20 protein-coding genes are annotated in these 19,655 nt (G+C 67.8%); 5 read left to right on the top strand and 15 right to left on the bottom strand.

Features of this window, described 5'->3' with window-relative positions:
- Window positions 1–151: 151 nt before the first annotated feature.
- The 5 genes from ACLIVD_RS14865 to dxr form a co-directional block, all read right to left on the bottom strand.
- The gene (locus ACLIVD_RS14865; RefSeq protein ID WP_491932881.1) at window positions 152–1,966 is read right to left on the bottom strand and encodes a penicillin-binding transpeptidase domain-containing protein; all 1,815 of its coding nucleotides are present in this window, start codon (window positions 1,964–1,966) and stop codon (window positions 152–154) included.
- A 53-nt stretch (window positions 1,967–2,019) separates the two neighbouring features.
- A complete protein-coding gene (locus tag ACLIVD_RS14860) occupies window positions 2,020–2,856 on the bottom strand; it encodes a GNAT family N-acetyltransferase (protein WP_491932625.1) in 837 nt (278 codons plus the stop codon).
- A gap of 94 nt (window positions 2,857–2,950) precedes the next feature.
- Complete coding sequence (ispG, locus tag ACLIVD_RS14855) at window positions 2,951–4,108, bottom strand: flavodoxin-dependent (E)-4-hydroxy-3-methylbut-2-enyl-diphosphate synthase (RefSeq protein ID WP_491932624.1); 1,158 nt, start codon at window positions 4,106–4,108, stop codon at window positions 2,951–2,953.
- 41 nt (window positions 4,109–4,149) lie between these two features.
- Window positions 4,150–5,370, bottom strand: a complete 1,221-nt coding sequence (locus ACLIVD_RS14850; RefSeq protein ID WP_105419387.1) for a M50 family metallopeptidase — start codon at window positions 5,368–5,370, stop codon at window positions 4,150–4,152.
- Between the two features lie 6 nt (window positions 5,371–5,376).
- Window positions 5,377–6,573, bottom strand: a complete 1,197-nt coding sequence (gene dxr / locus ACLIVD_RS14845; protein ID WP_491932623.1) for a 1-deoxy-D-xylulose-5-phosphate reductoisomerase — start codon at window positions 6,571–6,573, stop codon at window positions 5,377–5,379.
- Window positions 6,574–6,654: 81 nt separating this feature from the next.
- Between dxr and ACLIVD_RS14840 the strand changes: the two genes are divergently transcribed.
- Window positions 6,655–6,924: a DUF2631 domain-containing protein gene (locus tag ACLIVD_RS14840; RefSeq protein ID WP_491932622.1), complete on the top strand. Its 270-nt coding sequence runs from the start codon at window positions 6,655–6,657 to the stop codon at window positions 6,922–6,924.
- 80 nt (window positions 6,925–7,004) lie between these two features.
- Here the strand turns inward: ACLIVD_RS14840 and rlmN are convergent, their stop codons facing one another.
- A complete protein-coding gene (gene rlmN, locus ACLIVD_RS14835) occupies window positions 7,005–8,114 on the bottom strand; it encodes a dual-specificity RNA methyltransferase RlmN (protein WP_005240549.1) in 1,110 nt (369 codons plus the stop codon).
- Between the two features lie 114 nt (window positions 8,115–8,228).
- Between rlmN and ACLIVD_RS14830 the strand changes: the two genes are divergently transcribed.
- Entirely contained in the window at window positions 8,229–8,642 is a 414-nt protein-coding gene (locus tag ACLIVD_RS14830; RefSeq protein WP_317568920.1) for a LapA family protein, read from the top strand.
- A gap of 83 nt (window positions 8,643–8,725) precedes the next feature.
- Window positions 8,726–9,577: an HpcH/HpaI aldolase/citrate lyase family protein gene (locus ACLIVD_RS14825; RefSeq protein WP_280781761.1), complete on the top strand. Its 852-nt coding sequence runs from the start codon at window positions 8,726–8,728 to the stop codon at window positions 9,575–9,577.
- Between the two features lie 10 nt (window positions 9,578–9,587).
- On the opposite strand, the gene ACLIVD_RS14820 is transcribed toward ACLIVD_RS14825, so the two are convergent.
- The 6 genes from ACLIVD_RS14820 to rpsB form a co-directional block, all read right to left on the bottom strand.
- Window positions 9,588–10,289, bottom strand: a complete 702-nt coding sequence (locus ACLIVD_RS14820; RefSeq protein WP_280781760.1) for a class I SAM-dependent methyltransferase — start codon at window positions 10,287–10,289, stop codon at window positions 9,588–9,590.
- Window positions 10,290–10,299: 10 nt separating this feature from the next.
- Window positions 10,300–11,226, bottom strand: a complete 927-nt coding sequence (locus ACLIVD_RS14815; RefSeq protein ID WP_283334786.1) for a phosphatidate cytidylyltransferase — start codon at window positions 11,224–11,226, stop codon at window positions 10,300–10,302.
- Between the two features lie 28 nt (window positions 11,227–11,254).
- Window positions 11,255–11,812 (bottom strand): ribosome recycling factor, encoded by a 558-nt coding sequence (frr, locus tag ACLIVD_RS14810; protein WP_005240537.1) that lies wholly within the window; start codon window positions 11,810–11,812, stop codon window positions 11,255–11,257.
- Window positions 11,813–11,893: 81 nt separating this feature from the next.
- Entirely contained in the window at window positions 11,894–12,622 is a 729-nt protein-coding gene (gene pyrH, locus ACLIVD_RS14805) for a UMP kinase (RefSeq protein WP_005240535.1), read from the bottom strand.
- Between the two features lie 174 nt (window positions 12,623–12,796).
- Window positions 12,797–13,624 carry a translation elongation factor Ts gene (gene tsf / locus ACLIVD_RS14800; protein ID WP_105419397.1) on the bottom strand — a complete coding sequence of 276 codons (828 nt, stop codon included), beginning with the start codon at window positions 13,622–13,624 and terminating at the stop codon, window positions 12,797–12,799.
- A 112-nt stretch (window positions 13,625–13,736) separates the two neighbouring features.
- A complete protein-coding gene (rpsB, locus tag ACLIVD_RS14795) occupies window positions 13,737–14,621 on the bottom strand; it encodes a 30S ribosomal protein S2 (protein WP_005259344.1) in 885 nt (294 codons plus the stop codon).
- A gap of 319 nt (window positions 14,622–14,940) precedes the next feature.
- On the opposite strand from rpsB, the gene ACLIVD_RS14790 reads away from it, so the two are divergent.
- Entirely contained in the window at window positions 14,941–15,483 is a 543-nt protein-coding gene (locus ACLIVD_RS14790) for a murein hydrolase activator EnvC family protein (protein ID WP_283334788.1), read from the top strand.
- On the opposite strand, the gene ACLIVD_RS14785 is transcribed toward ACLIVD_RS14790, so the two are convergent.
- Both ACLIVD_RS14785 and ACLIVD_RS14780 read right to left on the bottom strand, forming a co-directional pair.
- Window positions 15,480–16,505, bottom strand: coding sequence for a MinD/ParA family ATP-binding protein (locus ACLIVD_RS14785; RefSeq protein ID WP_283334841.1), 1,026 nt, complete (start codon window positions 16,503–16,505; stop codon window positions 15,480–15,482). The two genes, ACLIVD_RS14790 and ACLIVD_RS14785, sit on opposite strands and share 4 nt — an antisense overlap.
- A gap of 125 nt (window positions 16,506–16,630) precedes the next feature.
- Window positions 16,631–17,557 (bottom strand): tyrosine recombinase XerC, encoded by a 927-nt coding sequence (locus tag ACLIVD_RS14780; protein WP_317568922.1) that lies wholly within the window; start codon window positions 17,555–17,557, stop codon window positions 16,631–16,633.
- Window positions 17,558–17,642: 85 nt separating this feature from the next.
- Between ACLIVD_RS14780 and ACLIVD_RS14775 the strand changes: the two genes are divergently transcribed.
- Complete coding sequence (locus tag ACLIVD_RS14775) at window positions 17,643–18,812, top strand: multidrug effflux MFS transporter (protein WP_317568989.1); 1,170 nt, start codon at window positions 17,643–17,645, stop codon at window positions 18,810–18,812.
- Window positions 18,813–18,830: 18 nt separating this feature from the next.
- On the opposite strand, the gene ACLIVD_RS14770 is transcribed toward ACLIVD_RS14775, so the two are convergent.
- Window positions 18,831–19,610 (bottom strand): siderophore-interacting protein, encoded by a 780-nt coding sequence (locus ACLIVD_RS14770; RefSeq protein WP_317568923.1) that lies wholly within the window; start codon window positions 19,608–19,610, stop codon window positions 18,831–18,833.
- Between the last annotated feature and the right edge of the window lie 45 nt (window positions 19,611–19,655).

Here is a 19,655-nt window from a genome sequence, read left to right as displayed (position 1 = left end):
ACTTCCTGTCCACGTTGGCTTTTCGATCCCGGCTGTGCGGGTTCTTCCGTCTGCAACCAACTATGGACCGCCCCGGGGGCAGCGTCTGTCCACCGATCAGCCCCTGAACAGGATGAATTCCGCGTCCCCCGATCGGTGGACAGCGTCGGTGTCAGTACCCCTCGGGCAGCGCGGCGAACATGTCGCGGGTGACGGCGACGGCGTTGTCGGAACTGCCGCCGCGCACCACCAGCGTCGCGAACGCGAGGTCGCCGCGGTAGCCGACGAACCAGGCGTGCGAACCGCCCTCGACCTCCGCCTCACCCGTCTTGCCGTACACCTCGCCCTGGTCTTCGATCCGCTCCGCGGTACCGCTCGTCACCACGAGACGCATCATCCCGCGCAGCCCGTCGACCATCTCCGGGCTGATCTGAGGATGCTCGCCGTCGATCGTGGTTTCCCGTCCGGCGATCAACCGCGGCACGGGCGTCGAACCGTGCGCGATGGTCGCGGCGGCCAACGCCATTCCGAACGGGCTGACCACCACCTTGCCCTGCCCGAACCCGTCCTCGGTTCGCTGCACCAGATCCTCGGCCGGCGGCACCGAACCCGAGTCGGTCGGCAGGCCCACCACTTCGTAGTCGGGCCCGATTCCGTACTGCGACGCCGCGACCGTCAGTGCGTCGGGACGCATCTCGCTGGCGAGTTTCGCGAACGACGTATTGCAGGAGCGGGCGAACGCCGTGGCCATCGGCACGGTGCCGAGCGCGAATTCGTTGTAGTTCGGGACGCTGCGCTCACCGATCTCGATGCGTCCCGGACACGGCACCATCGTGTCGGGTGTCGCGATCCCCGACGAGATCGCGGCGCCGGCGGTGACGATCTTGAACGTCGAACCGGGCGGATACAGGCCGGTGAGCGCGACCGGACCGTCCCTGTCCGCGGCCTTGTTCTGTGCGACGGCCAGGACGTCGCCGGTCGACGGCTGGATGACGACCATCATCGTCTGGTCGGTGCGAGCATTGACGGCGTTCTGCGCGGCGATCTGGATGGGACGGTCGAGGCTGATCGAGAACGACGGGGAGGTCTGCGGCGCCGTCTCGGTGAGCACGTCCGTGTCCACGCCGTTCTGGTTGACCGTCACCACACTCCAGCCGGCCTTGCCGTCGACCTCGTCGATCACGGTCTTCTTCACCTGACCGACCAGATCGGGTGCGAAGTTCCGGTCGGTGGCCACGAGATCCGCCTCGTCGGACACGCTCACACCGGGAATGGCGCCGAGCACGCCGGCGACCTGTTCGTAGTCGTCCGACCGCAGCCTGGTGACGAGGTAGTCGCCCTTCACCGCCGTCGCCGATTCGGCGATCGACTGCGCAGTGAGCGTGTTGTCGAACGTGGCGAGCGCCGACGCCAGGGACTGTGCACTGCCGATCACGTTGCCCGACTGCGCCGCATCGAACTTCACGCGGTACACCACTCCGGGCACGAGGACGTCCGACCCGGAATGCTCGTTGACCCGGGCCCGCGGGGCGGCAGTGGACCGCAGCGACATCGTCTGCCGATCACCCAGCCGGGGATGGACGTTGGTGGAACTCCACCGCACGGCCCAGTCGCCGCCGCGCCGCCCCATCTGGAGTTCACCCGAATACGTCCACACCCGGTCCTTCGGCAGATGCCACTCGTACGTGTACCCGACGGTGGCCGTGTCACCGCTGACGTGGACATCCGTCGTCCGGGCGTCGAGAGACTCGGCCTGCAGCGACGTCCACGCGGACTCGAGGGCCTGGCGGGCGACGTCGGGCCGGTCCGACAGATCGGCGGCCTCCTCCGAGTCCTGCTCGGCGAAGGCCGTCAGAAACGCCTGCGCGGCCGGTTCCGGACCGTCCGGTCTCGGCGTGCACGCCGTGAGACCCACCGTCAGCACAGCGGCGCCGCAGAGGGCGATCGACTGGACGACGCGTAAGCGAGAATGTGGCCGCAGGTTCATCGCCGCCCATGGTATGTCGGCGGACACCGCCGACACGGTAGGCGGACAGCGAGTCAGTCCAGGAGAATTGTGGCGAACGTCGCGACCTGGCTGAAGCCGATGCGCGCGTACGCACTGCGGGCCACCGTGTTGAAGCTGTTGACGTAGAGGCTGGCGATGCGGCTCTCGGCGATGACGGCCTCCGCGACCGTCGCGGTACCCGCCGCCCCGAACCCATGCCCGCGATACATCGGATGCACCCAGACGCCCTGGATCTGCCCCACCCGCGAGGACACCGATCCGACCTCGGCCTTGAACACCACCTGACCGTCGTCGAATCTGGCCCACGCCCGGCCGGCGGCGATGAGATTGGCGACGCGGCGCCGGTACCCTCGTCCGCCGTCGTTGGCGCGGGGATCGATGCCGACCTCTTCGATGAACATCGCGACCGCGGCAGGCAGGTACTGCTCGAGTTCGTGCATCCGCACCTGCCGGACCAAGGGATCCGGGCGGCACTGCGGGGTACTCGCCAGCGCCAGCAGCGGCTGGTCGGGCCGGACCTCGCGGGCAGGCCCCCAATCCATCTCGAGCATCTCCCACAGCGGCAACGTCAGTTCGGCCCGGCCGACCAGCGACGAACACATGCGCGGGGTGCGACAGGCCCGGTCGGCGAACGCCCGCATGTCGTCGACGCTGCCGCGCAGCGGCACGAAATTCGCGCCCGAGAAGCACAACGATTCGAGCGGCCCGCCCCGACTCCACAACTCTCCGTGGATCATCCGGGGATCGACGCCGCCCTCTTCTACACGAGCGGCAACCATACAGGCGGCGACAGGATCGGCGTCGAGAACGCGGAGCACGTGTGCTGCGTCCCGACTGCTCAACTGTTTGGCACCGAGGAGCTTGAGCATCTACCCAACCTTGTCAGCTAGTGGACCTGCCCACCAGATTGCCATGAACTCGCCGGAAACGGGAGACGTTTCGTTGCCCGCTGCCTGCGCCGACTCAGCTGACCGTCACGACGGGTGATCCGGACGTCGCATCACCCTCTATCTCCTCAGCGATCCGCATCGCTTCCTCGATGAGGGTTTCGACGATCTGCGCCTCCGGCACGGTCTTGATGACCTTGCCCTTGACGAAGATCTGCCCCTTGCCGTTGCCGGACGCGACACCCAGGTCGGCCTCGCGGGCCTCACCGGGACCGTTGACGACGCACCCCATGACGGCCACGCGCAGCGGGATCTCCATGCCCTCGAGACCGGCGGTGACCTCGTCGGCCAGCGTGTACACGTCGACCTGCGCGCGCCCACACGACGGGCAGGACACGATCTCGAGCTTCCGGGGCCGCAGGTTCAGCGACTGCAGGATCTGCGTGCCGACCTTGATCTCCTCGGCGGGCGGGGCGGACAGCGACACCCGGATGGTGTCGCCGATGCCGTCGGCCAGCAGCGCACCGAACGCCACCGCCGACTTGATCGTGCCCTGGAACGCCGGACCGGCCTCGGTCACCCCGAGATGCAGCGGGTAGTTGCACTGCGCCGCCAGCTGCCGGTAGGCCTCGACCATGATCACCGGGTCGTTGTGCTTCACCGAGATCTTGATGTCACCGAACCCGTGTTCCTCGAACAGTCCCGCCTCCCACAGGGCGGACTCGACGAGCGCCTCCGGCGTGGCCTTGCCGTACTTCTGCATCAGCCGCGGGTCGAGGGAACCGGCGTTGACGCCGATGCGGATCGGGATACCGGCGTCACCCGCGGCCTTCGCGACCTCCTTGACGCGTCCGTCGAACTCCTTGATGTTGCCGGGGTTCACGCGGACGGCCGCGCAGCCCGCCTCGATGGCGGCGAAGATGTACCGGGGCTGGAAGTGGATGTCGGCGATGACCGGGATCTGGCTCTTCTTCGCGATGATCGCGAGGGCGTCGGCGTCCTCCTGCCGCGGGCAGGCGACGCGGACGATGTCGCAGCCGGACGCCGTGAGTTCGGCGATCTGCTGCAGGGTGGCGTTGACGTCGTGGGTCTTGGTGGTGCACATCGACTGCACGGATACCGGGTAGTCGCTGCCGACACCGACAGTCCCGACCTGGAGCTGGCGAGTCTTGCGGCGGGGTGCGAGAACGGCGGCCGGGCCTTCGGGCATACCCAATCCGACAGGGCTGGTCACGTGGGTGCCTTCTTTCGTAGCTTCAAGTCCGAGTTTAGCGATCACTGGAAGAGCTTGATCGGGTTGACGATGTCGGCGGTCAGGGTGAGGAGCATGTATGCGCCGCCTATGACGATCACCACATAGGTGACGGGCAGAAGTTTCATGTAGTCGACGGGTCCCCCGCTGGGCAGTCCGCGCCTGCTGCGGAACCAGTCCCGGACCCGCTCGTACACGGTGACCGCCATGTGTCCGCCGTCGAGTGGCAGCAGCGGCAGGAGGTTGAACATCCCGAGGAAGAAGTTCAGGCTCGCGAGCAGCAGCACGAACGCTTCCCAGATGCCCTGTTCGGCGATCTGGCCGCCGATGACGCTGGCGCCGTACACGGAGATCGGGGTCTCCGGGTCGCGTTCTCCCCCCGTCACCGCGTGCCACAGGTCGACGGCCTTGCTCGGCATCTGCACCAGCCGCTCGGCGGTCATGACGAACATGTCGCCGGTGAACTCGAACGAGGCGGGCACCGCCGAGAGGGCCGAGTGCTCGACGACGCTCGGTGTCGCGCCGATACCGATCGCGCCGACGGTCGCCTCGTGAGGTTCGGTCTCCCCCTCCTCCTGGACCCAGCGCTGCACCTGCTGGACCGGGACGACGATCGTCTGCTCTTCGCCGTCCCGCTCGATCGTGAAGTCCACCGGACCGGACAGCGATCGCGTGGCGGCGGCGACGTCGGCGAACGTGGGCGTGTCCTTGCCGTCGACCGCGGTGACGACGTCGCCGGTCCTGATGCCCGCCTGCTCGGCGGGGCCGGGACCGGTGCATTCGGACAGGGCGTAGTCGGGGCCGGGCCCCTGGGTGGGCGCCGCGCACCCGACCGAGCCGACGACCGCGTCGGTGGACCGGTTGAGGTCGGGCAGCCCCCAGCCGACGGCGAGGACGTAGACCAGCACGAGGCCGAGGACGAAGTTCATGCCGATGCCGCCGGACATCACCGCGAGGCGCTTCCAGGTCGGCTTCTTGTACATGGCCCGGTCTTCTTCGTCCGGTTCGAGCTCGTCCAGCGCCGTCATCCCGGCGATGTCGCAGAACCCGCCGAGTGGGAGCGCCTTGAGCCCGTACTCGGTCTCACCGCGTCGGAAGGAGAAGATCTTGGGTCCGAAACCGATGAAGTACCGGCGGACCTTCATGCCGGTGGCCTGCGCCACCCACATGTGCCCCGCTTCGTGAAGTGCGATCGACAGCGCGATCCCGAGGGCGAAGAGAACAACGCCCACTGCGAACACCATGCAGTTCTAGCCTTCCTGCTTCACGAGCTGACGTGCTCGCTCACGTGCCCAGCCGTCGGCGGCCAGTACGTCTTCCACGGTAGCCGGTGGCGCCGACCACTCGTCCGCCTCGGACAGCACGGAGGCGACGGTGCGGACGATGCGCGGGAACCGGATGATCCCGTCCAAGAATGCCTGAGCCGCGACTTCGTTCGCAGCGTTGTAGACCGCGGTGAGGCATCCCCCACCTTTGCCTGCCTCGCGGGCGAGGTCGACGGCGGGGAAAACCTGCGAGTCGAGCGGCTCGAAGTCCCAGGTGGACGCCGTGCTGAAGTCGCAGGCCGCGGCGGCGCCCGCGATCCGGTGCGGCCAGCCGAGCGCCAGGGCGATCGGAAGTTTCATGTCGGGTGGGCTGGCCTGCGCCAGCGTCGACCCGTCGGTGAACGTGACCATCGAGTGCACGATGGACTGCGGGTGAACGGTGACGTCGATCCGGTCGTAGTCGACGCCGAACAGCAGGTGGGTCTCGATCAGTTCGAGCCCCTTGTTGACGAGTGTCGCGGAGTTCAGCGTGTTCATCGGCCCCATCGACCACGTGGGGTGGGCACCGGCCTGCTCGGGTGTCACCGATTCGAGCCGATCGGACGTCCAGCCACGGAACGGTCCGCCCGAGGCGGTGAGAACCAGCCGGTCCACCTCGTCCGCGCTGCCGCCCCGCAGGCACTGGGCCAGCGCGGAGTGCTCGGAGTCCACCGGCACGATCTGTCCCGGAGCCGCCGCCGCGGTGACGAGGGGCCCGCCGGCGACGAGCGACTCCTTGTTGGCGAGGGCGAGCCGCGCACCGGACTCGAGCGCGGCCAGGGTCGGCTCCAGTCCCAGCGAACCGACGAGTGCGTTGAGCACGACGTCCGCTTCGGTGGTCCGCACGAGTTCGGTGACGGCCTCCGGTCCGCTCAGCACGCCGGGCCGATCCAGCGATGCGGCCGCCGACGGATCCGCGACTGCGACGGAGGACACACCCGTCTCACGAATCTGCCGGTCCAGCAGTTCGACGTTTCCGCCACCGGCCGCGAGTCCCACCACCGTGAACTTGTCCGGGTTGGCGGCCACCACCTCCAACGCCTGGGTACCGATCGAACCTGTGCTGCCGAGCAGCAGGACGCGAGTGGGCCTGTTTTCATCCACCCACCCATTGTTCCTGATGAAATGCGGACCGCCCGCCATGGATGGCCCCGCTACATACGACGGGCAGTCGTATGTCACGATATGTCGAGTAGCGCAACCGAATCTGCAGGAGGATCGATCGTGGCCGGTACCCAGTTGGAGCCCTCGTCCAGCGACCCCATCGTGGCCGCACACGTCGACACCGTGGAGGTCCCGTCGGCAGCGTGGGGCTGGAGCGGTGAGGCGCCGAAGACGTTCCGGTTCTTCGGATGGTTCTTCGCCGTGTTCCTGCTGCTCATGATCATCGGCAACCACACCGGCCTGGTCGAGGACCTGTGGCTGATCGGCTGCGCGGCCCTGATGGTCGCGATCCTCGTTCGCGACATCGTCCTGCGGCGTAAGCCCCGGTAACACCGAACCACGAACGAACCCCTCGCCCCGATTACTCGGGAACGAGGGGTTTTCGTCGTTTCGGCCTGTTCGGTGGGAGCTCAGTTCTCGGCGGCGAGCTGCCCGCAGGCGGCGGCGATCTCCTGGCCGCGGGTGTCCCGGACCGTGCAGGACACACCCTGCGCCAGCACGCGCCGGACGAATTCCTTCTCCACCGGCTTCGGGCTCGCATCCCATTCACTGCCCGGCGTGGGGTTCAGCGGGATCAGATTCACGTGCACCAGCGGCCCGAGCGCCTTGCGCAGCTTCTTGCCCAGCAGGTCGGCGCGCCACGGCTGATCGTTGACGTCCCGGATCAGCGCGTACTCGATCGAGACGCGGCGGCCGGACTTGTCCGCGTAGTAGCGGGCGGCGTCGAGCACCTCCGCGACCGACCAGCGGTTGTTCACGGGGACCAGGGTGTCGCGCAGTTCGTCGTCCGGGGTGTGCAGAGACACGGCCAGCGTGACGCTGAGGTCCTCGTCGGCGAGCTTGCGGATCGCGGGCGCCAGACCCACCGTCGATACCGTCACGGAGCGTTGCGACAACCCGAGGCCGTCGGGGGCGGGCGAGGTGATGCGACGGACGGCGGCGACCACTCGCTTGTAGTTGGCGAGCGGCTCCCCCATTCCCATGAAGACGACGTTCGACAACCGGCCAGGACCGCCGTGGACGTCGCCGTCGCGTAGCGCGGCCGCGGCGGCACGCACCTGGTCGACGATCTCGGCGGTCGACAGGTTGCGTTGCAGCCCGCCCTGACCGGTCGCGCAGAACGGGCACGCCATTCCGCAGCCCGCCTGGCTGGAGATGCAGAGCGTCGCGCGGTCGGGGTAGCGCATGAGGACGCTTTCGAGCAGCGTCCCGTCATTCGCCTTCCAGAGCGTCTTGCGGGTGTCGCCGCCGTCGCAGGCCAGGTGCTTGACCGGGGTCAGCAGCGTCGGGAACAGGGCCGCGCCCACCTGCTCGCGCACGGCGGCGGGAAGATCGGTCATCTTCTCCGGATCCGCCTCGAGCCGCGCGTAGTACTGCCTGGCCAGCTGATCGGCCCGGAACCCGGGCAGACCCAGCTCCTTGACGGCCTCCCGCCGCTCGGCGGAGTCGAGGTCCGCGAGATGCTTGGGCGGCATCCCACGCCGGGGCGCGGTGAAAACGAGGGGAAGCGAGACAGCCATAGTTTCTCCATTGTCCCATTGATTCGGGGGTCGTTGTCGTGCGGATGCCTGATCGACGTCGTTTCGCCGCCCGATGCGCATGCGGAACCCGCCCAGGTGGGTAAAGATCAACTTATGTCGACAACACCGGACGACCCCTCGAACTTCCCTCCGGACGTCCCAGTCGGCCGCGGCCCCGGCACCGGTCCGGTGCCCACCGACCCGCCGCACCCCGACACGACACCGGCCGGCACCGAGCATCCCGACGTCGCACGCCGGAAGGGCATCACGCACACCCGGGTGGGCGCCACGTGGACCGGTCTGGTGATCGGAATCGTCGTTCTGGTACTGCTTCTCGTGTTCATCCTGCAGAATCTCGACAGCGTGACCCTCGAAATGTTCGTCTGGGAATTCACCCTCCCACTGGGGGTCACACTGCTGTTCGCGGCGATCGCCGGCGCGGTGATCATGGCCCTCGCGGGCGGTGTCCGCATCATCCAGATCCGCCGGGCCGCGAACCGGCAGCGACGCCTGAACAGTAATTTCTAACTGAACAATAGTTACGCAAGTGGATTACACAGACGCTGAGCGAGCAGAATTACTGTCGTGGATATCACCGGAACGGCACGACTGTGAAGGCCGACATGGAGACGACTGTGGCACCGCGAATCGCGGCTGAACAAGCACGATCCTGGCTGCTGGTTCCCGCCGGCAAACCCGAGGGTTTCGAGGCGGCCCATGCCAGCGCCGCCGACGCCGTGATCCTCGACCTCGAGGACGCCGTCACACCCGACCGCAAACCCCGGGCCCGCGCCGACGTCGTCGCCTGGCTCGGCGAGCACCGGCGCGCGTGGGTGCGAATCAACGACGCGACCACACCCTACTGGGCGGACGACCTGGCAGCGCTGAACGGTGTTCCCGGGCTCGAGGGCGTCATGCTCGCCAAGACCGAGAGTGGAATGCAGGTCGACGCCACCGCCGAGCGGCTCCCGGAGGGCACGAAGGTGCTCGCCCTCGTCGAATCCGCGATGGGGCTCGAGGCCGCACCCGAGATCGCCCGGACGGAGGCCACCTTCCGGCTCGCGTTCGGCAGCGGCGACTTCCGCCGCGACACCGGGATGGACGATTCGCCGCTGGCGATGGCCTACCCCCGCTCCCGGCTGACGGTCGCCAGCCGGGCAGCCCGGATCGCACCGCCGATCGACGGCCCCACCCTCGGCACCGACGTCGACGCCCTGGTCCGGGCCTCGGCGCTGACCTTGTCGATGGGCATGACCGGGAAGCTGTGCATGACCATCGCGCAGACGGCGCCGGTCAACGACGCACTCAGCCCGTCCCCGGACGAGGCCGAATGGGCGCTCGACGTGATCGCGGACCTCGGCGAGGACGGCTCCCGGGTGCGGGACGGCAGCGACCTCCCCAAGCTGGCGAAGGCCAAGAAGATCAACGCGCTCGCGAAGCTCTTCCACATCGCACCGCGGTAAACGACGCCGGTCAGAGAATCTGCAGCCCGGCGGGCTTTCGGCGGACGTGCACGCGGTAACGCACGTCGAGAGCCACGCCGGGTGTCTGCGCGAACGCCTTCGATGCCGTCTTCTTGGTGAACTCGATACCGAGGACTCCGCGCAGCAATTCCCGATCCGGGAATCGCCATCGCGTCTCCACGCGCACCATGTCGAACCCCTGCGCCGCGAAGAAGGCCTCGACGGTCTCCGGGTTGTACTGCGGCAGGTCGGCCCGCATCCATTCGCCGTAGGGATGGGCCGTGGCGTCCAGGTCGACCACCACGAGCGCGCCGCCCGGGCGCAGCACCCGCATCGCCTCACAGATTCCGCGGCCACAGCCGGGGCCGAAGAAATAGGCGGTCCGTGCGTGCACGACGTCCACGCTCGCGTCGCCGAGGGGTATGCCTTCGGCCGAGCCCTCGATCACGCGGACGTTCGGCAGGTGCCCCACCCGTGTGCGCGCACGTTCGAGTAACGGCGGATGCGGTTCGATTCCGTAGACCGTGGCCGCGGACTCGGCGAAGACCGGGAGGTGGAAGCCGGACCCGCAGCCCACGTCGGCGACGGTGCCGCCCGTCCAGTCCACGGCCCCACGCAGGTGACGGAAGATCGCCCCGTCCACGTCCTGGGCGCGGTTCTCTACCTCGTACCACTCCGGCCAGTGCCAGATGTTCGGGCTGGGGATGGTCACGGCAGGGCGGTCAGACGAGAACCGTGAGCACCAGCCACGTCACGAACGCCGACGGCAGCAGGGAATCGAGACGGTCCATGATCCCGCCGTGACCGGGGAGCAGGGTGCCCATGTCCTTGATGCGAAGCTCTCGCTTGACCTGGGATTCGATGAGATCGCCGAGCGTGGCGGTTACCACCAGCACCACACCGAGGAGCACGCCGATCATCGAGTTCTCGTCGAGGATCAACGTGACCGTGAGCAGGCTGCCGATGACACAGAACAGCAGCGAACCGACGAACCCTTCCCACGACTTCTTGGGGCTGATCGCCGGCACCATCGGATGCTTGCCGAACAGCACACCCGCCGCGTAGCCGCCCACATCGGAGCAGACCACGCCGATCATCAGGCACAACACCCGCCCGGCGCCGTCGTCCTGCAACACCATCAGCACAGCGAACGACGCCAGCAGCGGAATCCAGGAGGCGACGAACACGGTGATCGCGGTGTCCCGGAGGAAATTCTGGGGTGTCGCCTTCAGCCCGTGGTCGAACAGACGCCAGACCATGCAGACCAGCACCGTCCCCGCGAAGGCGCTGAGCACCCCGACCGGGCCGAACGGCCACCCCAGCCACAGGATCGCCTGGCCGCCGGCGAGCAGCGGGATCCGGGGGGCGCTGATCCCGGCCTCCCGAAGGCGCTTGGTGACCTCCCAGGTGGCGACCGCCATCGCGACGGCCACCACGGCGATCCATACCAGCGGCACGTAGACGAGGATCAGGATCAGCGCGACGCCGAGACCGACGCCCACGCCGATCGCGGCAGGAAGGTTACGCCCGGCCTTCGACTTCCCGGCCGGGGCCGCCTCCGGCGCCGGCGCACCCTCGGAGACCGGTTCCGAGGGGTCGCCCTCCGAGATGGGTCCCCCTGGGGTCCCGTGTTCTGCTGGCACGGTCACTGTCCCCGATCCACTCCTCGTCTCGTGACTAAACTTCCAGTAACTCGGCTTCCTTGTGCTTCACCAGTTCGTCGACCTGCGCGACGTACCGGGCGGTCGTCTTGTCGAGTTCCTTCTCGGCCCGACCGACCTCGTCCTCGCCGGCCTCGCCGTCCTTCTGGATCCGGGACAGCTCGTCCATCGCCTTGCGCCGCACGTTGCGCACGGACACCTTGGCGTCCTCGCCCTTGGACTTGGCCTGCTTGACCAGTTCGCGGCGGCGTTCCTCGGTGAGCTGGGGAACGGAGATGCGGATCAGGTTTCCGTCGTTGGACGGGTTCACGCCCAGGTCGGAGTTCCGGATCGCCGTCTCGATGGCCCCGAGCTGCGAGGCCTCGTACGGCTTGACGACGACCAGTCGCGCTTCCGGCACGTTGATACTGGCGAGCTGCGTGATCGGGGTGAACGCGCCGTAGTAGTCGATTCCGATGCGATTGAACATGCCAGGATTCGCGCGGCCCGTGCGGATCGATCCGAGATCGTCCTTGGCCACCGTGACAGCCTTCTCCATCTTCTCCTCGGCTTCGAAGAGAGCTTCATCAATCACGGCTGTTCCTCCATGTCGTTCTGCATCGATTCGTCACTGCCTCTGTTTCGAGAAAACCCGGTGTCGAGCGTGTCACTCGCGTCATGACTTGACGAGCGTTCCGATCTTCTCACCGGACACTGCCCGAGCGATATTCCCCTCGGTCAGCAGATTGAACACCATGATCGGCATCTCGTTGTCCATACAGAGACTGAACGCGGTCGCGTCGGCGACCTTGAGTCCCTGTTCGATGACCTCACGGTGCGTGATCTGCGTGTACATCGTCGCGGTCGGGTCGAGGTTCGGGTCCGCGGTGAACACGCCGTCGACGGCCTTGGCCATCAAGACGACCTCGGCGCCGATCTCGAGTGCGCGCTGCGCCGCGGTCGTGTCGGTCGAGAAGTAGGGCATGCCCATGCCGGCGCCGAAGATCACGACGCGGCCCTTCTCGAGGTGCCGCTGAGCGCGCAGCGGAATGTAAGGCTCCGCCACCTGCCCCATCGTGATCGCCGTCTGCACGCGGCTGTCGATGCCCTCTTTCTCCAGGAAGTCCTGCAGAGCAAGGCAATTCATCACGGTGCCGAGCATGCCCATGTAGTCGGAACGCGCGCGGTCCAGACCTCGCTGCTGCAGTTCCGCACCACGGAAGAAGTTGCCGCCGCCGATGACCACCGCCACCTGCACCCCGGACCGCACGACCTCGGCGATCTGTTCCGCAACCTTGGTCACCACGTCGGGGTCGAGGCCGACCTTGCCACCACCGAACATTTCTCCGCCGAGTTTGAGAAGGACTCGATGGAATCCCGTACGTTCGTTGGCTGGTTCGGACATTGCTCTCCTCAGTTCCACAGCACTCGTCGATTTCGACAGCGGCCGAGCACACCCACGCGCCTACTCGACCCATTCAGACGGCCATCTTCATCCTGCCTCATCAGGACGGTGGCGGTATACGTAGGCCCCGCCGGGCGAGCGCACTCGTCCGACGGGGCCATACGACTCACACGACTAGCTCGAAGCACCGACCTCGAAGCGAACGAAGCGCTTGATGGTGACGCCGGCCTCGTCGAGGATCGCCTTGACGGACTTCTTGGAGTCCTGCACCGAGGACTGCTCGGTCAGCACGACGTCCTTGAAGTAGCCGTTGACGCGGCCTTCGATGATCTTCGGCAGAGCCTGCTCCGGCTTGCCCTCGGCGCGAGCGGTCTCCTCGGCGATGTGACGCTCGTTGGCGACGATGTCCTCGGGGACCTCGTCACGCGTGACGTACTTGGCCTTGAGCGCCGCGACCTGCATGGCGGCACCGCGAGCGGCCTCCGCAGCAGCGTCACCCTCACCGGTGTACTCGACGAGGACGCCGACGGCGGGCGGCAGGTCGGCGCTGCGCTTGTGCAGGTAGACCGCGACCGGCCCGTCGAACGAGGCGATCTTGCTCAGGACGAGCTTCTCGCCGATCTTCGCGGACTGCTCCTGGATGACGGTGTCGACCGTCTTGCCGTCGAGGTCGAGCTCCTTGAGCGCGTCGACGTCGGCGGGCTTCGCTGCCGCGGCGACCGTGACGATCGACTCGGCGAGCTTCAGGAAGTCTTCGTTCTTCGCGACGAAGTCCGTCTCGCAGTCGAGCTCGAGCAGGACGCCGTCCTTGGAAACGACCAGGCCCTCGGCCGTGGTGCGCTCGGCACGCTTGCCCACGTCCTTGGCGCCCTTGATGCGCAGCTGCTCCACAGCCTTGTCGAAGTCACCCTCGGCCTCAGCGAGAGCGTTCTTGCAGGCCATCATTCCGGAGCCGGTGAGCTCGCGGAGCCGCTTGACGTCAGCGGCGGTGTAGTTCGCCATGGTGAGCGAGCCTCCTCATATGTCTGTCGGGACGTAAGTCAGGGTAGTACTCGGACCAGACCGTGAAACGGCCCTGACCAAAAGATCTCTGGTCAGGGCCGTGTGCATCGGATCAGGCCTCGGTGGAGGGTGCCTCTGCTGCGGGGGCCTCGGCAGCCGGAGCCGCCTGTGCCTCAGCTGCGGGAGCGGCCTCTGCGGCGGGCGCTGCCTCGGCGGCGGGCGCGGCCTGCGAGAGCAGTTCCTGCTCCCACTCGGCGAGGGGTTCGCCGGCGCCGGCCTCGGGCTTCGCGTCCTTGTCGGCGCTCAGTCCGGCACGGGCCTGCACGCCCTCGGCCACTGCGGATGCGACGACCTTGGTGAGCAGGGCGGCGCTGCGGATGGCGTCGTCGTTGCCCGGGATCGGGTAGTCGACGAGGTCGGGGTCGCAGTTGGTGTCCAGGATCGCGATGACCGGGATGTTCAGCTTGCGAGCCTCGGCAACGGCCAGGTGCTCCTTGTTGGTGTCGACGACCCACACCGCGGAGGGGACCTTGGCCATGTCGCGGATACCACCGAGGGTGCGGTCCAGCTTGGTCATCTCACGCGTGAGCATGAGGATTTCCTTCTTGGTGCGACCCTCGAAGCCACCGGTCTGCTCCATTGCCTCGAGCTCCTTGAGGCGGAGAAGACGCTTGTGGACGGTGGTGAAGTTGGTGAGCATGCCGCCGAGCCAACGCTGGTTGACGTAGGGCATCCCGACGCGAGTGGCCTCGGCCGCGATGGATTCCTGGGCCTGCTTCTTGGTGCCGACGAAGAGGACGGTGCCGCCGTGGGCAACGGTCTCCTTGACGAACTCGTACGCCTTGTCGATGTACGTCAGCGTCTGCTGCAAGTCGATGATGTAGATGCCGTTGCGGTCGGTGAAGATGAAACGCTTCATCTTCGGGTTCCAACGACGGGTCTGGTGACCGAAGTGCGTGCCGCTGTCGAGCAGCTGCTTCATTGTTACGACAGCCATGGCTGTGTATCTCTCTTTCATTGCCGGTTGATGCAGAGCATCACGAGACGCTCCACCCTGGCGCCCGCAAGACCATCGGACTCACACCGAGATGCGAGACCAGCCGATGGCCGATAACCTGCGCGGGCGCGCGAAGTCGGACTGTGGGAGCACAGACCGCTCGATCAGTGTACGGCCTCCACGCCGAACGCCCTAACCGCCCCTGCCACACCGCGGCCGCGCGTGCAAGGGTTTCGCAGGATCTGTGGACAAAACGTAGTCGATCCACATTCTCGTCCGCTGCCCGTTCGTCGGCCCGGACGTGCGGGATCGTCCATCCATGACGACATTCGGGGCGATCGTGCGGGCACTCACGGCGGCGGCCACGGCGGCCACGCTGCTGACCGGCGCGGCGCTCGTCGCCCCGCCCGCCGATGCCGCGCCGACCGGTGAATTCGACTGGCCGCTGCACCCACGACCGCGGGTGGTCCGGGCGTTCGACAATCCCGAGCGCGACTGGCTTCCCGGCCATCGCGGCGTGGATCTTGGCGGCGTGCCCGACGAGGCCGTTCTGTCCGCAGGCGCGGGTGTGGTGGTGTTCGCCGGCACGGTGGCCGGCAAGCCCGTCGTCTCCGTGGACCACCCAGGTGGCCTCCGCACGACGTACGAGCCGGTGACCGCCCGGGTCACCCCCGGGCAGCGCGTGGGCCGCGGCACCGTCCTCGGCACGCTCGAACCCCGGCACCCGGGCTGCATCGCCCCTGTCGCAGCGTGCCTGCACTGGGGTCTTCGCCGCGACCGTGAGTACCTCGACCCGCTCGGGCTCGTCCGCGTGGCGCCGGTGCGGCTGCTACCCGTCGGGCCCCGTGATCGCGGCGGCTAGCGCCACTCCGCGACCGCGTGCCTGCCTGCCGACTCCGGGAAGTCGTCCGCGACCATCGCGGCGAGTTCGACGAACGCCTTCCGCGTCGCCGGACGCAGCAGGTCCAGATCCACCACCGAGCCCTCGGCGAGGTGCTCGTCGAACGGCACCACCTTCACGGCCCGGCACCGGAGCAGGAAGTGATTGGTCAGTTCCGTCATATCGATCGTGCTCGAGCCGGGCCGGGCGGCGCTGATCACGACGACCGTCCGCGAGACCAGGTGCCCGTAACCGTGGTGCTGCAACCAGTCCAGCGTGGCGGCGGCACTGCGGGCGCCGTCGATGGCCGGCGAGCTCACCAGAACGAGGGAATTGGCGAGTTGCAGAACGCCGTTCATTGCCGAATGCATGATGCCGGTGCCGCAGTCGGTGAGGATGATGTTGTAGTACACCTGCAGGATGTCGATCACCCGCCGGTAGTCGTCCTCGCTGAACGCCTCGGAAATCGCCGGGTCCTGTTCGCTCGCGAGCACCTCGAGACGGCTCGGCGCCTGCGACGTGTGGGCCCGCACATCCGAGTAACGCCGGATGGTCGACTCCGCCGCGATGAGATCACGGACGGTCGAATGCGTCTGCAGGGGCACACGTTGCGCGAGCGTCCCGAAGTCGGGGTTGGCGTCGACGGCGATCACGCAGTCGCCGCGCAATGACGCGAACGTCGATCCCAGCCCGATCGTGGTCGTCGTCTTGCCGACGCCGCCCTTCAAGGACAGGAAGGCAATTCGATAGTCCCCCTGGATCGGCTGCCGGATGCGGTCGAGCAGTGCCGCCTCGCGCGCCTCCCCTGCCGACTCCCCCGGATTCACCGATCCCCCGGTGAGCCGGTGCAGTCCGCGCCGCCACCCTCGGCTCGGCGCCTTGCGCGCCCGCGCGAGGAGAGCATCCGCCACCAGATCCTGACTGGTCACCTGATGCCGGCTCGGCTCCGGGGCGGGACCGTCCCAGGACTGCTGCCCCCACGGATCGGCGGCGGTGTCACCCACCGGGGCGCCGCCACCGTCGGTCAGCCAGGACGGTTGCGGTCGAGCCAAGTCTTCTCGGTCCACTATTTCCCCCGGGATAGTGCAGAAACAACTGCAGATTCGTGGCGCGACGCTACCAAACCGGGTCAGGCGCGGGGATGCGCCTGATCGTGCACCGCACGGAGTCTCGCCACGGACACATGGGTGTAGAGCTGGGTGGTCGCGAGGCTGGCGTGCCCGAGGAGTTCCTGGACGACGCGCAGGTCGGCGCCGCCTTCGAGGAGGTGTGTGGCCGCCGTGTGGCGCAGTCCGTGCGGGCTCAGGTTCGGTGCGCCGGGGACCGCGGACAGGACCTCGTGGACGACGCTGCGCGCCTGCCGCTGGTCCAGACGCTTCCCTCGTTTGCCCAGGAGAAGCGCCTGCCCGGAGCTGTCCGTCGCGACCGCGGGCCTGCCGACGTGCAACCAGAGGTCCACGGCGTCGGCGGCCGGCTTCCCGTACGGCACGGAGCGCTCCTTGTCTCCCTTGCCGATCACGCGCAGCAGCCGCCGTTCGCGATCCACCGAGCCGAGGTCGAGGCCGCACAGCTCCCCCACCCGTATTCCCGTCGCATAGAGCAGTTCCACGATGAGACGGTCGCGCAGGGCGATCGGATCGTTCTGCTGCGCGCCCGATTCGGCGGCATCCATCGCATCGACCGCCTGCGACTGCCGCAGCACCGGGGGCAGCGTCCGGTGGGCCTTCGCGGCACCCAGCCGGGCGCCGGGATCGGTGGCGATGCGCCGGGTCCGCAGCAGCCAGGCTGTGAAGTTGCGCACCGACGACGTCCGCCGGGCAAGGGTCGTCCGGGCGATGCCGGCCGCGGACTGGCCGGCGAGCCACGACCGCAGCACCTGGATGTCGAGCTCGCCGAGGTGCGCCTCCGGTGACGTCGACAACCAGTGCTGCAGCAGCGACTTCGCGTCCGCGACGTATGCCTTCACGGTGTGCTGCGATCGGCCGCGTTCGAGCCCGAGATGGCGCGCGTACTCCTCGAGTACCAGCTCCAACGGTGCCGGCAGGTCGCTGCTCATAGAGGCAACAGTCGACTCGGGCGGGAGATAAATCAAGCAGCCGCGCCGCTAGAGTTCTTTTGTGCAGCGAACGATCTCCATCCCCATGTTGTGTGTCCTGGCGTTACTGTCCGCGATCGCCCCGCTGGCCACCGACATGTATCTCCCCGGTCTCCCCCTGATGACGGAGAGCCTGAACACGTCGGCGCCGAGCGTGCAGCTGACGTTGACCACGTTCATGGCCGGGCTCGGAATCGGGCAGCTCGTCGTCGGACCGCTGTCGGACGGCCTCGGACGCCGGCGTCTGCTGATCGGCGCCACCGTCGTCACCACCCTCGCCGCGATGGCGTGCGCTCTCGCGCCCACCGTCGAAACCCTCATCGCTGCACGACTTTTCCAGGGACTCAGCGGTGGCGCGGCAATCGTGCTCGCACGCGCCTGCATCGCCGACCGGGCCCGCGGAGACAACGCCGCCCGGCTCTTCAGCATCATGATGATCATCGGCGGGGTCGCGCCGGTCGTCGCACCGCTGATGGGCGGCGCCCTGCTCGGACCGGTCGGCTGGCGAGGGATCTTCTGGGTGCTGACCGCCGCCGGTGTGGTGATGTTCGCGGGAGTGCTGGTCCTCGTCCCGGAGACGCTTCCCGAGGAGAACCGGCACGGCGGCGGACTCAGGGCACTGGTCCGGAACCTGCGTTATGTCGTCGGCAACCGTGTCTACCTGGGTTACGCGTTCACGTTCATGTTCGGGTTCGTCGCACTCTTCTCGTACATCTCCGCATCCCCGTTCGTCGTGCAGAACGTCCTCGGGCTCAGCCCGGGGCAGTTCTCCATGGTGTTCGCGGTGAACGCGGCGGGCATGGTGAGCGCCGCGATCGTGAACACACGGCTCGTGGGCACATTCCATGCCCGGCAACTGCTGGGGTTCGGGGTCACGCTGCTCCTGGCAGCGGGCGTCGTGTTGCTTCTCGCCGCGGTGCTGATCGATTCGCCGCCGTGGTGGGCGATCCTGATTCCGTTGTTCGTCTCGGTGTCGAGCATCGGTTTCGTGATGGGCAATGCGACGGCGCTGGCTCAGGGCGAGGTGACCAAGGCGTCCGGCACCGGGTCCGCGCTCCTCGGCGCCGGCCAGTTCGGCCTCGCCGCGGTGGTCTCGCCGCTCGTCGGCATCGCCGGCCCCGACACCGCAGTGCCGATGGCCGTCGCGATCCCGACCGCGGGCGCCGTGGCGATGCTGTCGCTGCTGGTGCTGACGCGGCGGACGCACATCTCGTAGCGCGTCCGCCGCACCGGGTCAGCGGGAAGCGCCCTCGCTCGCGGCGAGCTCGGACTTCCACACGCGAAAGCCCTCCTCGGTGCGACCGCGACGCCAGTAGCCGGAAATCGACGCGGCAGACGCGGGGACGCCTCGTTCCTTGCGCACGTAGGAGCGCAGGTTGTGCATGACCGCCTGAGCCTCTCCGTGAATGAAGACCTGCGCCGTGCCGGGCAGCCACGCGGCGTCGCGCACTGCCGCGACGAGGGGTGCGTTGTCCCCGGACGCCTCTTCGCCGATCCGGTCCGACGTGTCGCCGCGGTGGATCCACGTGACGTCGACGCCGGCGGGCGAGTCGAACGCGATTTCGTCCTCCGGGCCGGCGACCTCGATGATCACCCGTCCGACCGCCGACGCGTCCAGCTTCTCGACGGACGCCGAGATGGCGGGAATTGCGGTCTCGTCGCCGGCGAGCAGGTACCAGTCGGCGGCCGGGTCCGGCGCGAACGCGCCGCCGGGTCCGCGCAGCCGGAGGACGTCTCCGGCCGCCGCGGACGCCGCCCACGGTCCGGCGACGCCGGCGTCGCCGTGCACCACGAAGTCGATGGCGATCTCTCGCTTCACCGGATCCACCGACCGGATCGTGTACGTGCGCAGGACGGGCTCGTCGGGGCTCCCGAATTCGAGTTTCGCGTACGCATCGGTGAAGGCATTCGGAACGAAGCTGTCGAATCCCGGGTCGCCGAAAAATACCCGCACCATGTGCGGGGTCAGCCACTCGGTCCGAAGCACGGTCAGTGTCGCAGTCGGTTTTGCCACGGGCATCTCTCCAATGAACTCAAGTTGGTTAGCGTTACCTAACTA

The sequence above is a fragment of the Rhodococcus sp. G6(2025) genome (genome assembly GCF_058628105.1).
Note: the sequence above shows the minus strand (reverse complement) of the source record. Positions and strands in the feature narration are given on the sequence as shown.

Bases quoted from the DNA above. Each gene is read 5' to 3' on its own strand.
- ACLIVD_RS14865 (WP_491932881.1), bottom strand. From the start codon at position 1,966: ATGAACCTGCGGCCACATTCTCGCTTACGCGTCGTCCAGTCGATCGCC.
- ACLIVD_RS14860 (WP_491932625.1), bottom strand. From the start codon at position 2,856: ATGCTCAAGCTCCTCGGTGCCAAACAGTTGAGCAGTCGGGACGCAGCA.
- ACLIVD_RS14850 (WP_105419387.1), bottom strand. From the start codon at position 5,370: ATGGTGTTCGCAGTGGGCGTTGTTCTCTTCGCCCTCGGGATCGCGCTG.
- dxr (WP_491932623.1), bottom strand. From the start codon at position 6,573: ATGGCGGGCGGTCCGCATTTCATCAGGAACAATGGGTGGGTGGATGAA.
- rlmN (WP_005240549.1), bottom strand. From the start codon at position 8,114: ATGGCTGTCTCGCTTCCCCTCGTTTTCACCGCGCCCCGGCGTGGGATG.
- ACLIVD_RS14830 (WP_317568920.1), top strand. From the start codon at position 8,229: ATGTCGACAACACCGGACGACCCCTCGAACTTCCCTCCGGACGTCCCA.
- pyrH (WP_005240535.1), bottom strand. From the start codon at position 12,622: ATGTCCGAACCAGCCAACGAACGTACGGGATTCCATCGAGTCCTTCTC.
- tsf (WP_105419397.1), bottom strand. From the start codon at position 13,624: ATGGCGAACTACACCGCCGCTGACGTCAAGCGGCTCCGCGAGCTCACC.
- rpsB (WP_005259344.1), bottom strand. From the start codon at position 14,621: ATGGCTGTCGTAACAATGAAGCAGCTGCTCGACAGCGGCACGCACTTC.
- ACLIVD_RS14790 (WP_283334788.1), top strand. From the start codon at position 14,941: ATGACGACATTCGGGGCGATCGTGCGGGCACTCACGGCGGCGGCCACG.
- ACLIVD_RS14780 (WP_317568922.1), bottom strand. From the start codon at position 17,557: ATGAGCAGCGACCTGCCGGCACCGTTGGAGCTGGTACTCGAGGAGTAC.
- ACLIVD_RS14775 (WP_317568989.1), top strand. From the start codon at position 17,643: ATGTTGTGTGTCCTGGCGTTACTGTCCGCGATCGCCCCGCTGGCCACC.